We start from the raw sequence: 14,254 nt of genomic DNA, 5'->3' as shown, positions 1-14,254 counted from the left end.
AGCGGCGCGCGTAGCGGTCAATCGCTAAAATCGCCAGTGCTCACAAGGGATGCGCGCGGATTAATTTTTTGCATTTGAGAAGTGAATTTATGTGCGTTTCAGACTGTTTCTGGTGCAGAGCGGCCGAAAATCAATCCAAAAAGAAGAAATATAAGTGAAATAAATGGGTGAGAAGAGCGGAAATAAGATTGGTTTAAAAATTAATTATCACTGAATCAATACGCTAAATAATTCGCGTCACAGCAAGGCGACAAGCCCACTCGACCCAGCAGCATAGTGAACTATGTGACTGGGAAGAGTGGGCGCAGTCAACGCTGCTGTGCCAAAAGTAGGTGCCTCCAGGCAACGCGAACTATGACGCGTATTAAAAATTCCAGTCTTCGTCTTCGGTTTCTACGGCTTTCCCCATTACATAAGAGGAGCCTGAACCTGAGAAGAAGTCGTGGTTTTCATCGGCGTTGGGCGACAGCGCGGACAAAATCGCCGGGTTCACGGTGGTCAGTTCGGCCGGGAACAGCGCTTCGTAGCCGAGGTTCATTAGCGCTTTATTGGCGTTGTAGTGCAGGAAGGTTTTCACCTCTTCCGCCCAACCGACTTCACCGTACAACGCTTCGGTATACACCACTTCGTTTTCGTACAGCGCCAGCAGCAAATCAATCGCGAACTGCTGCAGCTCTTCGCGGCGGCCAGCATCGACGTTTTCCAGCGCCTTTTGGTACTTATAGCCGATGTAGTAGCCGTGTACCGCTTCGTCGCGAATGATCAGGCGAATCAGATCTGCGGTGTTGGTCAGCTTGCCACGGCTTGACCAGTACATCGGCAGCCAGAAACCGGAGTAGAACAGGAACGATTCAAGGAACACGCTGGCGATTTTCTTCTTGAGCGGATCCTCGGCGCGATAGTGCTCCAGCACAATCTTCGCCTTGTTCTGCAACGCTTCATTCTCTTCACTCCAGCGATACGCCGCATCGACATCTGCGGTATTACACAGCGTGGAGAAAATCGAACTGTACGAACGCGCATGCACCGCTTCCATAAAGGAGATGTTCGACAGCACAGCTTCCTCGTGTGGCGTAATAGCATCTTCCATCAGGCCCGGCGCACCAATCACGTTCTGGATGGTGTCGAGCAGCGTCAATCCGGTAAACACCCGAATAGTCAGCTGCTGTTGCTGGTGGTCCAGCGACTGCCACGCTGGCAAATCGTTGGAGAGCGGCACTTTTTCCGGCAGCCAGAAATTACTGGTCAGTCGGTTCCACACTTCGAGGTCTTTTTCGTCCTGGATGCGGTTCCAGTTAATCGCTTGAATTTGTTTGAGTTGCATAGTTTTCATCACAGTGAGCAGGAGACGCAGCCCTGCACCTCGGTGCCTTGAAGCGCCATCTGGCGCAGACGAATGTAATAGAGCGTTTTGATGCCTTTTTTCCACGCGTAGATCTGCGCTTTATTGATATCGCGCGTGGTGACGTCGTCGCGGAAGAATAGCGTCAGCGACAGGCCTTGATCGACGTGCTGCGTGGCTTCGGCGTAGGTATCAATAATCGCTTCCGGCCCAATGGAGTACGCATCCTGATAAAGGTCGAGATTGTCGTTGGTCATAAACGGCGCCGGATAGTAAACGCGGCCGGTTTTGCCCTCTTTACGGATCTCAATGCGCGACACAATCGGGTGAATGCTGGAGGTCGCATGGTTGATGTACGAGATCGAACCGGTGGGCGGAATCGCCTGCAGGTTCTGGTTGTACAGCCCATGTTGCATCACTGCTGCACGCAGCGCTTGCCAGTCGGCCTGCGTTGGCAGAGTCAGTCCGGCATCGGCGAACAATTTTGCCACGCGCGCGGTGCGCGGCAGCCAGCGCTGTTCGACATATTTATCGAAGTAACTGCCGCTGGCGTATTTCGACTCGGCGAAACCGTCGAAACTCTTCTGATGCTCCTGCGCCAGCAGATTCGAGGTGCGCACGGCGTGATAGGTGACGCAATAGAAGTAAAGATTGGTGAAATCCAGCGCCTCTTCTGAACCGTACGCCATGCCTTCGCGCGCCAGATAACCATGCAGGTTCATCTGACCGAGGCCAATCGCGTGCGAGCGGCGATTGCCTTCCGCCACCGAAGGCACCGAATTGATCTCACTCATCTCGGAAACGGCGGTCAGTGCACGCACGGCGGTTTCCACGGTTTGCGCCAGATTGCGCGAATCCATGGCATGCGCAATGTTGAGAGAGCCGAGGTTGCAGGAGATATCTTTGCCGACGCGACGATAGCTAAGATCGTCATTGAATTCGCTGGCGCTGTTAACCTGCAAAATCTCGGAACAGAGATTACTCATGTTGATGCGCCCGGCAATCGGGTTGCTGCGGTTCACGCTGTCTTCAAACATGATGTACGGGTAGCCCGATTCAAACTGAATCTCCGCCAGCGTCTGGAAGAAATCGCGCGGCTTGATGTAGGTTTTGGTGATGCGATCGTCCGCCAGCATCTCGTCGTAGTGCTCGCTGATGCTGATATCACCAAAGGCTTTGCCGTAGATGCGCTCGACATCGTACGGCGAGAACAGCGCCATATCGCGATTCTCTTTCGCCAGCTGGAAGGTGATATCCGGGATCACCACGCCGAGTGACAGCGTTTTGATGCGGATCTTCTCGTCGGCGTTTTCACGTTTGGTATCGAGAAAGCGGAAAATATCCGGGTGATGCGCATTCAGCCACACCGCACCTGCGCCCTGACGTGCACCCAGCTGGTTAGCGTAGGAGAACGCATCTTCCAGCATCTTCATCACCGGAATTACGCCGGACGACTGGTTCTCAATGCGCTTAATCGGCGCGCCTGATTCACGCAAATTGGAGAGCAGGAACGCTACGCCGCCGCCGCGTTTCGACAGTTGCAGCGCCGAGTTCACCGCGCGACCAATCGATTCCATGTTGTCTTCGATGCGCAGCAGGAAGCAGGAGACCAGCTCGCCGCGCTGCTGCTTACCGCAGTTAAGGAAAGTTGGCGTAGCCGGCTGGAAGCGACCGCTCAGCATTTCCGCCAGCAGCTCGCGCGCTAAGGTTTCATTGCCGCGTGCCAGCGTCAGCGCCACCATGCAGGCGCGCTGTTCGAAGGTTTCCAGATAGCGTTTGCCGTCGAAGGTTTTCAATGTGTAGCTGGTGTAAAACTTCCACGCCCCGAGGAAGGTGTGAAAGGCGAAACCTGCCGCATCAGCTTCATCGTGCAGCTGACACAGGAAATCGAAAGCGTACTGATTCAGCACCTCGGCTTCGTAGTAGCCTTCGGCCACCAGATAGCGCAGGCGCTCGCCTGCCGAGGCAAACTGCACGGTATTGGGTTGTACATGCTGCAGGAAGAACTGGCGCGTCGCTTCGTGATCTTTACTGAACTGGATGCGGCCATCGGCGTCATACAGGTTCAGCATCGCGTTAAGCGCGTGGTAATCAGTCAGCGAGCTGTTTAGGGTGTCTGTCGTTGCCAAAATTGGGTCACTCCCGCTTTTACATTAGCGATATCGTCGGGGGTTCCCATCAGCTCAAAGCGGTAGAGATAGGGAACCTGACATTTCTGCGCAATGATGTCGCCCGCCAGGCAATAGCCTTCACCGAAGTTGCGGTTACCGGCAGCGATCACCCCGCGAATCCCGCGTCGGTTGGCATCATCATTGAGGAATTGAATCACTTGTCTCGGCACCGCACCGCGCGAACTGCCGCCGCCGTAGCTCGGCACCACTAAAATGTAGGGCTGTTCGATATGCAGGCGCTGCTTGCCGTCAACCGGAATGCGGCGGGCAGGCAGCCCAAGACGCGTGATGAATCGGTGCGTGTTTTCCGACTGGCTAGAGAAATAGACCAGTGGAAACATGGCTTATCCCCCGACGGCCGCGAGCTGGCTCAGGCTGGCAATTTTGTCGGGACGGAAGCCACTCCAGTGATCGTCTTGCGTCATCACCACTGGCACCTGGCGATAGCCGAGAGATTTGAGGTTGTCGATGGCTTCAGGTTGGGTATCAAGGTTGATCAGCTGATAGTCGATACCTTTGCGGTCCATGGCATTTTTTGTCGCATTGCACTGGACACAGTTGTCTTTGGTGTAAATAATAATGCGCATGATTCGTATTTCCCTTTGATTGCGGTCAGATTGCGAGATACGAAGCAAATTCCTGTTTGCATCGAACTTCGTCCTTGACGACATTTGGTAGTTAGTTGATGGGTTGAATACTAGATGTAGTGGGTAAAAGGGTCAAGCCCACCAGATATAGGGTTTTGTGATTATGATCTTCGGATATTCGCTAAGGCCAGAGATCATGCGCCTTCCAGGCCGGAAAAATTTTTTGTAAAGGGAATGGAGTGGGAAGGTTGGTTGGATTTTGTGCGATTTGGCCCTCATCCCAACCTTCTCCCGCAAGCGGGAGAAGGAGCCGATCCAGCATAGGTGTTTACAGTTGAACGCCACCTAAACATTCCCTCTCCCGCCTGCGGGAGAGGGTTAGGGTGAGGGAAAGCGCGCACTATCTCGCGCCCACAAAAAAGCCCCGCATCAGCGAGGCTCATTGCATCAACGAACACATGCTTATCGGCGTGAAGATACCAGCAGCGCGCCAAGCACTAAGCCTATCGCCGCACCGACGCCCACGCCGTGCCACGGCTTGTCATGGACATAGGCATCAACCTGCGTACCCGCATCACGTGCCGCTTGCGATACGCGACTCTGTCCGCCGCTCAGTTTGGCACGCGTCTGCTTCAACAGCGCCTGCGCCTGGCTACGGGCATTATCAACTTCGTCTTTAGCTTCACTGCCATAAGATTTAAGTAACGCCTCTAGCGAATCGGCTAGTTCGTTTACATCCTGATTGATATCAATGTCATCGTTTTTTGCGCTTCGATTAAACATTTTTTAGCTCCCTTTGATTTAAAACGTAATACTTAGTGTAGACGAAGCGTGATTAAACGCAGGGATGTGCCAGGCTTTAGGGAAAATTCCGAATGCCCATGCCATCCTGCTGCTGTAAGGTTGCGGGGCTGTGAGAAGAGAGGAGCAAGCATGTATTTACGACCAGATGAGGTAGCGCGCGTACTTGAGAAAGTGGGCTTCGAAATGGATACCCAAACGCCAAAAATTTACGGTTATCGTCGCGGCGAAAACTATGTGTACGTCAATCGCGAAGCGCGTATGGGACGGACCGCCTTAATCATTCACCCGACGCTGAAAGAGAAAAGCCAGAGCTTTGCTGAACCGGCTTCAGAGATGAAAACCTGCGATCACTACACGCAATTCCCACTCTATTTAATGGGCGATTCGCAGGAGCATTACGGCATTCCGCACGGCTTCAGCTCGCGCGTTGCGCTTGAGCGTTATCTGCAAGGCGTATTCGGCGCCTGAACTTGCGCCCCGTTTCACGCGGGGCCGCAAACCCTGACTCAATCCTCTCCTTCTGCCCCGTTGCAAATCCGCACGCTGACGCGTATAACCTTGTGTCCATATAGATGTTCAGACGTCCATACGGATAAATATCATGCAAACTCAGGATACGCCTCCACAGGAAAACTTTAAGCGCACCATGAAGGTACGGCATCTGGTGATGCTGTCGCTGGGCGGTGTGATCGGAACCGGGCTGTTCTTCAATACCGGCTACATCATCTCAACCACCGGTGCAGCCGGCACTTTGCTGGCCTATCTGATTGGTGCGCTGGTGGTGTGGCTGGTGATGGTCTGTCTTGGCGAACTGGCCGTGGCGATGCCGGAAACCGGCGCGTTCCACGTCTATGCCGCGCGCTATCTCAGCCCGGCCACCGGTTATACCGTCGCCTGGCTTTACTGGCTCACCTGGACGGTGGCGCTGGGTTCCAGCCTGACCGCCGCCGGGTTCTGTATGCAGTATTGGTTCCCGAGCGTGCCGGTGTGGACGTGGTGTCTGGTGTTCTGCATCGCTATTTATCTGCTGAATATCGTCTCAACGCGCTTCTTTGCCGAAGGTGAATTCTGGTTCTCCATCATTAAAGTGATCACCATCATCGCCTTTATCATTCTCGGTGCGGGTGCGATCTTTGGTTTTATCCCGATGAAAGACGGCAGCGCTGCGCCGGGATTACACAATCTCACCGCTTCCGGCTGGCTGCCGCACGGCACGCTGCCGATTCTTATGACCATGGTAGCGGTCAACTTCGCTTTCTCGGGCACGGAATTGATCGGCATCGCCGCCGGTGAAACCGAGCAGCCACAAAAAGCGCTGCCGCTGGCGATCCGCACCACCGTCGCACGGTTGATCATCTTCTTTATCGGCACGGTATTTGTGCTGGCGGCGCTGATCCCGATGGATCAGGCCGGGATCGTTAAAAGCCCGTTTGTGCTGGTGTTTGAAAAGATCGGCATCCCGTACGCGGCGGATATTTTCAACTTCGTGATCCTCACCGCCATTCTCTCCGCCGCCAACTCTGGCCTGTATGCTTCTGGCCGTATGTTGTGGTCGCTGGCTAATGAGAAGACGCTGCCGCGCTGTTTTGCGCGCGTCAACCGTCGTGGCATTCCGGTGCTGGCGCTGACCGTGAGCATGATTGGCGGCTTGCTGGCGCTGTTCTCCAGTGTGATTGCGCCGGACACAGTGTTTGTGGCGCTGTCGGCGATTTCCGGTTTTGCCGTGGTGGCGGTGTGGCTCAGCATCTGCGCCTCGCACTATGTGTTCCGTCGTCGCCATCTGCAGGCGGGCGGCAGCTTACAACAGCTGGCGTATCGCGCGCCGCTCTATCCGCTGACGCCGATTTTAGGCTTCCTGTTATGCCTGCTGGCGTGCGTCGGGCTGGCGTTCGATCCGTCGCAGCGTATCGCGCTGTGGTGCGGCATTCCGTTTGTGCTGTTCTGCTATGCCGCATACCATGTCACGCAACGACGCAAGTCATCCCTTAAGGCTGAGGAGGCCAACGATGTCGCGTAATCCTATCGCGCAGGCTCTAACCCAAACTGACACGTTGATTCTGGATGGCGCGCTGGCGACCGAGCTGGAGGCGCGCGGCTGCAATCTGGCCGATGCGCTGTGGTCGGCCAAAGTGCTGATGGAAAATCCTGAGCTGATTTATCAGGTGCATCACGACTACTTTGCTGCCGGCGCGCATGTGGCGATCACCGCCAGCTACCAGGCCACGCCGCAGGGTTTTGCCGCGCGCGGCTTAGATGAAGCGCAGGCGCTGGCACTGATCACCCAGAGCGTACAGCTGGCGCAGCGCGCGCGTGATGACTATCGCGCATCTTCCGCCAGCACCGCGCCCTTGCTGGTGGTCGGTTCGATCGGGCCGTATGGCGCTTTTCTGGCCAATGGTGCGGAGTATCGCGGTGATTACGCGCTGCCGGAAGAGGAGATGAAAGCGTTCCACCGTCCGCGCGTGAAGGCGTTGCTGGAAGCGGGTGTCGATCTGCTGGCCTGTGAGACGTTACCGTCCTTCGCCGAAGCGCAGGCGCTGGTGAGTTTACTGGCTGAATTCCCTGCTAGTAGCGCGTGGTTCTCCTTTACCCTGCGCGATGCCGAACACATCAGCGACGGTACGCCGTTGAGCAAAGTGGCTGAGCTGGTGCATGCGGCACCGCAGGTGGTGGCGGTTGGCATCAACTGCGTGGCGCTGGAGAGCGTAACGCCCGCTCTGCGCTGCTTCCAGGCGCTGTGTGATAAGCCGCTGCTGGTCTATCCGAACTCCGGCGAGCAGTACGATGCCAGCAGCAAAACCTGGCACTCCGCGCCGTCGGGCTGCACGCTGCATGACAAATTCGCCGAATGGCAGCAGGCGGGCGCACGTCTGATTGGCGGCTGCTGCCGAACCACGCCGCAGGATATCGCGGCGATTGCTGCCTGTTGTCAACCGCAATAAAGCGCAGAAAATCATCAGTGATAGCGCGATTAAGCACAGAAGGGCAGTTTACACTGTCCTATCTGATGCTGAAGCGGACCTGCTATGAACCTGCGACCTCTTTTTCCTGCCTGTGCGCTGCTGCTGAGCGGCTGCGCCACCATTGTCGGCACTGAAACGCAACCGGTAAAAATCGACTCCCTGCCGCAAGGCGCGCGTTTCACCGTGCAGGATGAGACCGGCCGCGCGGTGGCGCAGGGCTATACGCCGCAAACCGTCGAGCTGGCGAAATCGACCGGGAATTATTTTGGTAAGAAGCACTATCAGGTGATGCTGGAGAGTCCGGGCTACGTGCCGCTAACCTTGCCGATCGAGGCCAATGCCAATCTGTGGTATTTGCTCGGCAATATTCCGCTGTTGGGCTTCCCCGGCTGGCTGCTGGTCGATCCCTTCTACGGCGGCATGTACGATCTCAAACCAGAACATCCGCAGCCGAAGCTGAACGTCGTCGGCGCGCGGGGTTAATAAGCCCGCACCGATCGTAGCGGCGCAATTTATTGCGCAATTTTACCGCGAAAAAAAACAGCGCAATTAATTGCGCCGCTACAAATCATTCAACAGTTTGAGTTACTGCGCGGTGGGCTTCACCATCGCATTGGCGCTTTTATGCTGCGCCAGATGTTGCTGCTGGAAAATGCACATGCGGATGGTGTTGCGGTATTCGCCGTTGATGAAAAATTCGTGCTTCAGTACGCCTTCCACCTCAAATCCCAGCTTGGTGTAGATATGCACCGCCTTCTTATTCTCTTCATCGACAATCAGATAGAGTTTGTAGAGATTCAGCACCGAAAAGCCGTAATCCATCGCCAGCTTTGCCGCTTTGGTGGCTAAGCCTTTGCCCTGATGGGAAGGATCGATAATGATCTGAAACTCAGCGCGGCGATGCACGTGATTAATCTCGACCAACTCCACCAATCCGGCTTTGTGTCCATCATGCTCCACCACAAAGCGGCGCTCGGTCTGGTCATGGATATGTTTGTCATACAGATCCGAAAGCTCAACAAACGCTTCGTACGGTTCTTCAAACCAGTAACGCATCACGCTGGCGTTGTTATCTAATTGGTGCACAAAGCGTAAATCTTCCCGCTCCAGCGGACGTAACTTAACCGTCATACGGTGTTCCTTGTTGTTGAATGTTGCTCCACGATGCGGCCCTGCGCCATACGCGCCGCACGATCGCACATGTGATCGATCACATCCGGATCGTGGCTGACCAGCACCATGGTTAAACCATCTTTTTGCTTTAGATCGTTGAGTAGGTTGAGGATCTCGGCCTGCACCGACATGTCCAGCGCCGAGGTCGGCTCATCCAGCAGCAGGATCTTCGGTTCCAGCAGCAAGGCGCGCACAATCGCTACGCGCTGACGCTGACCGCCTGAAAGCTGATGCGGATAGCGATCCGCCAGCGCCGGATCGAGCCCGACATGACGGAACCCGGCATTAATGCGGTCGTCGATGTTATCACGTTTGAGCATTTTCAGCGGTTCCGCCAGCGTGCGGCGCAGGCGATGGCGCGGATGCAGCGAAGCGTAGGGATCCTGAAACACCATCTGCACATCGCGGCGCAGCTGGCCGGTAAACGCTTTGCCGGGCTGCACGGCGGTGCCCGCCAGCGACATGCTGCCGCTCCAGTGCGGATTCAATCCCGCCAGCACCCACAGCAGCGACGACTTGCCGCAGCCGGACGGGCCAACCAGACCAAAACACTCACCGGCCGCGACCTGCAGCGACACATCGTGCACCACGGTGCGCAGCTCGTAACCTTGCTTGTGCGAAACGCTGAGGTTCGCTAACTCAATCATAATTCTTCTCCAGCGCGGCACGATCCAGCACCGGCAAACGCTCGCCGTGCGTGGCTTTACTCGGACGACAGGCCCACAAGGTGCTGGTGTAAGGATGGCTGGCGTTGGAGAGTTCGGACGCCGGCAAGGTATCCAGCACGCGGCCCTGATACATCACCATCACACGTTCGCAGTGTTCGGAAACCTGTTGCAGATCGTGGCTGATCAGCAGCAAACCCATGTTGCGCTGCTCAACCAGACGACGAATTAGCGCCAGCACCTGATCGCGCATCGCGTGATCGAGTGCCGACGTAGGTTCATCGGCGATCAGCAGTTCAGGATCGGTGATCAGGGCGATCGCCAGCATCACGCGTTGCCCCATGCCGCCAGAAAGTTGATGCGGATAGCGTTTCATCAGCTGACGCGGGTCGGGCAAGCCCACCGCATCCAGCATCTCGCACACTTTCTCTTTACGTTCAGCGCGGCTCAATTTGTGGTGCAGCACCAGCGGTTCTTCCACCTGCCAGCCAATGGTGCGCGTGGGATTGAGCGCATATTTCGGATCCTGCATCACCATCGCCACTTTGCTGCCGCGCAGTTGAATCCAGTCACGCTCGCGCAGGCTCAACGCATCGGTGCCGACAATCTGCAAACGGTCGGCCTGCAAGTGCAGCGAAGGTGACAGTAAGCCCATCAGCGTGCGCGCGGTGAGTGATTTACCGGAACCGGATTCACCCACCAGCGCCACGCGCTCGCGGCCAATTTGAAAGCCGATGTTATCGACCAGCAGCGCATCATCGCTGCGAATCGTCAGGCCTTGTACATCAATTAACAGATCATTTGGCATGACGAGTATCCAGTCGGTCACGCAGGCCATCGCCTGTCAGGTTAAACGCCAGGCTGGCGAACAGAATCGCGCCGCCGGGTGCGGCGGCAACCCACCATTGGTCGAAGATCACTTTACTGCCTTCTGCCACCATCGAACCCCATTCAGCGGTAGGCGGTTGCACGCCCATGCCAAGGAAGCCGAGGCCCGCCGCTGAAAGAATGATTCCGCCGAGGCTCAGCGCGGCACGCACCACCGCCGTTGGCATACACAGCGGCAGAATGTGGCCAAACATCAGGCGTAAACCGGTGATGCCCTGCATGCGCGCGGCGGCGAGATAATCACTGCGGCGCAGCGCCAGCGTTTCCGCGCGCGCCTGACGGGCAAACGGCGGCCAGCTGGTGAGCGCCAGCGCCAGTGCGCCATTCATCAAGCCGGGGCCGAGCATGGCGACCAGCGCCAGCGCGATCACCAGATTCGGCAGCGACAGGAAGATATCGGTTATGCGCATCAACACGCGCTCGGTCCAGCCGCCCACGTAACCGGCGGTGATGCCGACCAGCAGGCCAACCGGAATGGTCAGCACCAGAATCAGTGACACCAACAGCAGCGTGGGGCGCGCGCCATAAATCACGCGTGACAGCAGATCGCGGCCAAAGCCATCGGTGCCAAACCAGTGCAGCGCCGATGGCGCCTGCAAACGCTGGGAGATGATCTGCGCATTGGGATCAAAAGGCGCCAGCAATGGCGCGAACAATGCCATCGCCACCACAATCAGCACCAGCGTCAGGCCGATGGAAAGCGAGGTCACGCGCGCGCGGCGGCGTCGCGGACGCAGCGTTTCCAGTTCAGAGAGTTGTTGAGTCATCGGGTTCTCGGATCGGTTAACCAGGTCAGGGCATCGGCCAGCGCGTTGAGCAGAATAAAGCAGCTGCCAATTAGCAAGGTCGAGCCGAGAATCGCCGGTACATCAGAGGAAAACAGCGCGTTAGTCATGTAGCGACCAACGCCCGGCCAGGCAAATACCGTTTCGGTCAGTACCGAACCTTCCAGCAGCGTGGCGTAGGAGAGGGCGATAACGGTAATCAGCGTGCCCAGCACGTTGGGGAAAATATGACGCAGTAAAATGCGGCCACGGCTGGCACCTTTCGCACGCGCCAGCACCACATACTCTTTGCTGCTCTCTTCCAGCAGCGCCGCGCGCAGCAGGCGCGTGATACCCGCCATCGCCAGCAGGCCGAGAATCACCACCGGCAGCCACAAGTGGGCAATCGCATTGCGGAACATCTCGGGATCACCGGACATCCAGCTATCAATTAGCACAAAGCCGGTTTTTGGCTCCAGCGTGTAGATCCAGATGTCGTCAAGCTGGCCCGGTCCGGCGGACCAGTGCAGCACGGCATAAAACAGCAGCAAACCCAGCAAGCCGAGCCAGAACACCGGCACCGAGTAGCCGAGCAGCGAAACAAAACGCGCCACGTTATCGATGATGCTGCCCGGCTTCCACGCCGCCAGCAGCGCTAAGGCAATGCCGAACACCGCGGCAAAAATCATCGCGCAGGTGGCCAGCTCAATGGTGGCCGGGAAGGTGCGCATCAGATCGGCGCTGACCGGTTGATTGGTCAGATGCGATAAGCCGAGATCGCCGCGCGCCAAATGGCTGATATAGCGCCAGAACTGCACCAGCACCGGCTGATCGAGGCCGAGATCGTGGCGCACCTGCGCGTAGGTGGCTTCGCTGGCGTGATCGCCTGCGATCTGTTGCACCGGATCGACAGGCGACAGGTGCGACAGCATAAAAGTGAACGCTAACAAACCGACCAACGTCACCAGCAGCGAAAGCAGGCTGGTGACGATGTGGCTAACGCGTTGCCAGAGTGGCCGGGCGAACCCGGCCTGTGAATCTGACACTGCCATTACTTAGAAACCTGCGAGTAATACACCATGTCCGGGTTGATGCCCTGCACATAGCCTTGCAGATTGTCGCGCAGCGCAATCAGGTTTTTCGCCTGCAAGCCAATCACGTACGGCGAGTTCTTCAGCACTTCACGCTGCATCGCCTGATAGAGTTCGACGCGCTTGTTGTTATCGCTCTCGGCGGTGGCGGCCAGCGTTTGCTTGTTCAGCTCCGGGATGTGCCAGTCAGAACGGTAAGCCACGGTTTTGCTGCCATCTTCCGGGTTGTAAGCGAAGGACGCGGCGTTGGTGTTGGGATCGAAATAGTCTGCGCCCCAGGCGTTCAGGGTGGCTTCGTATTTGTGCGCCTTCACGCGGGTCGAGACTTCAGAGCTCAGGCCAGGTTGCACTTCCACCTTCACGCCGCCTTTGGCAAAGCTGCCCTGCAGCGCCTGCGCGATATCGAGGTAAGGCGGCTGGTTGCTGGTGGAGAGTTTGAAGCTGACGTTGGTCAGACCGGCTTTCTTCAGAATCGCTTTGGCTTTCTCAGGATCGTAAGTGTACGGCGTGTCGTTGATTGCGCCGAGGAAGCCTTTCGGCAGGAAGGTTTGATGCACGTCGAACTGGCCTTTCAGCAGGTCGTTAGCGATACCTTTATAGTCGAACAGATAACGCGCGGCTTCCCACAGCGCCGGGTTCTTCAGCACCGGGTTTTCACCGATGTTGAACTGAATGTAGTAGAGCGACGCCATCGGAATCGCTTCGGTCTTCACGCCCGCTTTGCCTTTCAACGAGGCGATTTGATCCGCACCGAGGTTACGCGCGATATCCACATCGCCCTGTTCCAGCAGCAGACGACGCGCAGCCGGTTCCGGAACGTTTTTAATCAGGATATTTTTCAGCTTCGGAGCGCCCGCTGGCGAAGTTGGATTCGCGCTCAGCAGAATCGCTTCGTGCAGCACCACTTTACGAATCTGATACGGGCCACTACCGGCAGAGTGAGTACCGAGCCACGCGTGGCCGAAGTCACCGTTCTTCGCGTTGGCCTGCGCGGTTTTCTCATCAACAATCGAAGAGACCGGCGCGGAGAGCAGGCTGAGCACATACGCCGGGCTGACGTTGGCGCTCCAGCTGATCTGTACGTGGTTGTCATCAACCTTTTTCAGGAAGGTATCGACGTTGTCTTTATTCCAGCCAAGTTGGGTAAGAATAAAGGAGGGATCGAGGTTGAGTTTCACCACGCGACCCAGCGAGAAGATCACATCCTCCGGACGCAGCGGATTGCCGCTGGCGAACTGAGCGCCTTTGCGCAGTTCAAACGTCAGGCTGCGATTATCGCTGCCCGCTTGCCAGGACGTGGCCAGCGTTGGCTGCAAATCGGTTGGATTGGTGGGATCGGACTGAACCAGGCGCTGATAAATGTTAGTGAACGCTTGCACCGTGGTGAGCTCGAAGCCCTGCGCGGGATCGAAGCTGTCGGCATCATCGGTAGACTGGGCAATCACCAGCGTATCTTTCGGCGTCGCTGCCTGAACAGAGAAGGCGGCTACCAGCGATAACGCCAGCAGTGATGGAATAATTTTTTTCATGTTGTTTCCTTGCCTAAAAAAAGTAACGCGAGTTTACGAGAGCGCAGCAGTGAAGAATAGTCAATTTCAGGCTATGCATATGCATTAATGATCTAAGACGCGTGGTTCAGTTATAAGGGAAAACCGCACAATCCGTAGCGGCGCAATTCATTGCGCAATGTGTGGACGGGCTTTGGGTGCAGGATCGTTAACGCAAAATCGCGCGATTAATCACGCCGCTACGGAATGTGCATGTGAGGTAATATCAACTCAACTGCAACGGAATATAAATGATTGG

Annotated in this window: 15 protein-coding genes; 4 read left to right on the top strand and 11 right to left on the bottom strand. The window is 56.5% G+C overall.

The window, feature by feature from the left end:
• Positions 1-364: 364 nt before the first annotated feature.
• From nrdF to K5Y33_RS10355, 5 genes are all read right to left on the bottom strand, one after another.
• Entirely contained in the window at positions 365-1,324 is a 960-nt protein-coding gene (nrdF, locus tag K5Y33_RS10375) for a class 1b ribonucleoside-diphosphate reductase subunit beta (protein WP_222233825.1), read from the bottom strand.
• An 8-nt stretch (positions 1,325-1,332) separates the two neighbouring features.
• A complete protein-coding gene (nrdE, locus tag K5Y33_RS10370) occupies positions 1,333-3,471 on the bottom strand; it encodes a class 1b ribonucleoside-diphosphate reductase subunit alpha (RefSeq protein WP_101763438.1) in 2,139 nt (712 codons plus the stop codon).
• A complete protein-coding gene (gene nrdI / locus K5Y33_RS10365; protein WP_061718050.1) occupies positions 3,450-3,854 on the bottom strand; it encodes a class Ib ribonucleoside-diphosphate reductase assembly flavoprotein NrdI in 405 nt (134 codons plus the stop codon). The genes nrdE and nrdI overlap by 22 nt, the downstream gene beginning before the upstream one ends.
• A gap of 3 nt (positions 3,855-3,857) precedes the next feature.
• Positions 3,858-4,100, bottom strand: coding sequence for a glutaredoxin-like protein NrdH (gene nrdH / locus K5Y33_RS10360; RefSeq protein ID WP_101763439.1), 243 nt, complete (start codon positions 4,098-4,100; stop codon positions 3,858-3,860).
• A gap of 462 nt (positions 4,101-4,562) precedes the next feature.
• Positions 4,563-4,883, bottom strand: a complete 321-nt coding sequence (locus K5Y33_RS10355) for a DUF883 family protein (RefSeq protein ID WP_008101623.1) — start codon at positions 4,881-4,883, stop codon at positions 4,563-4,565.
• A 150-nt stretch (positions 4,884-5,033) separates the two neighbouring features.
• On the opposite strand from K5Y33_RS10355, the gene K5Y33_RS10350 reads away from it, so the two are divergent.
• The 4 genes from K5Y33_RS10350 to K5Y33_RS10335 all read left to right on the top strand — a co-directional run bounded on the left by K5Y33_RS10350 (position 5,034) and on the right by K5Y33_RS10335 (position 8,350).
• A complete protein-coding gene (locus tag K5Y33_RS10350) occupies positions 5,034-5,372 on the top strand; it encodes a DUF2002 family protein (protein ID WP_008101622.1) in 339 nt (112 codons plus the stop codon).
• 133 nt (positions 5,373-5,505) lie between these two features.
• Positions 5,506-6,921 (top strand): S-methylmethionine permease, encoded by a 1,416-nt coding sequence (gene mmuP / locus K5Y33_RS10345; protein ID WP_101763440.1) that lies wholly within the window; start codon positions 5,506-5,508, stop codon positions 6,919-6,921.
• Positions 6,911-7,846, top strand: coding sequence for a homocysteine S-methyltransferase (gene mmuM / locus K5Y33_RS10340; RefSeq protein WP_222233824.1), 936 nt, complete (start codon positions 6,911-6,913; stop codon positions 7,844-7,846). The genes mmuP and mmuM overlap by 11 nt, the downstream gene beginning before the upstream one ends.
• Before the next feature lie 84 nt (positions 7,847-7,930).
• On the top strand, positions 7,931-8,350 hold the full coding sequence (locus tag K5Y33_RS10335; RefSeq protein ID WP_008101619.1) for a hypothetical protein: 420 nt from the start codon (positions 7,931-7,933) through the stop codon (positions 8,348-8,350).
• 102 nt (positions 8,351-8,452) lie between these two features.
• Here the strand turns inward: K5Y33_RS10335 and speG are convergent, their stop codons facing one another.
• From speG to K5Y33_RS10305, 6 genes are read right to left on the bottom strand one after another with little or no spacing between them, the layout of a single operon-like run.
• Positions 8,453-8,998: a spermidine N1-acetyltransferase gene (gene speG / locus K5Y33_RS10330; RefSeq protein ID WP_008101618.1), complete on the bottom strand. Its 546-nt coding sequence runs from the start codon at positions 8,996-8,998 to the stop codon at positions 8,453-8,455.
• Positions 8,995-9,687, bottom strand: a complete 693-nt coding sequence (locus K5Y33_RS10325; RefSeq protein ID WP_137386313.1) for an ABC transporter ATP-binding protein — start codon at positions 9,685-9,687, stop codon at positions 8,995-8,997. Before K5Y33_RS10325 ends, speG begins: the two co-directional genes overlap by 4 nt.
• Positions 9,680-10,513 (bottom strand): ABC transporter ATP-binding protein, encoded by an 834-nt coding sequence (locus K5Y33_RS10320; protein WP_061718038.1) that lies wholly within the window; start codon positions 10,511-10,513, stop codon positions 9,680-9,682. The genes K5Y33_RS10325 and K5Y33_RS10320 overlap by 8 nt, the downstream gene beginning before the upstream one ends.
• Positions 10,503-11,360 (bottom strand): ABC transporter permease, encoded by an 858-nt coding sequence (locus K5Y33_RS10315; RefSeq protein WP_101763443.1) that lies wholly within the window; start codon positions 11,358-11,360, stop codon positions 10,503-10,505. The genes K5Y33_RS10320 and K5Y33_RS10315 overlap by 11 nt, the downstream gene beginning before the upstream one ends.
• Positions 11,357-12,409, bottom strand: coding sequence for an ABC transporter permease (locus K5Y33_RS10310; RefSeq protein ID WP_222233823.1), 1,053 nt, complete (start codon positions 12,407-12,409; stop codon positions 11,357-11,359). Before K5Y33_RS10310 ends, K5Y33_RS10315 begins: the two co-directional genes overlap by 4 nt.
• Complete coding sequence (locus K5Y33_RS10305) at positions 12,409-13,977, bottom strand: ABC transporter substrate-binding protein (RefSeq protein ID WP_176971466.1); 1,569 nt, start codon at positions 13,975-13,977, stop codon at positions 12,409-12,411. Before K5Y33_RS10305 ends, K5Y33_RS10310 begins: the two co-directional genes overlap by 1 nt.
• Positions 13,978-14,254 lie beyond the last annotated feature (277 nt).

It is taken from the genome of Pantoea sp. DY-17 (assembly GCF_019795975.1).
Taxonomy (GTDB): domain Bacteria; phylum Pseudomonadota; class Gammaproteobacteria; order Enterobacterales; family Enterobacteriaceae; genus Pantoea; species Pantoea leporis.
Note: the sequence above shows the minus strand (reverse complement) of the source record. Positions and strands in the feature narration are given on the sequence as shown.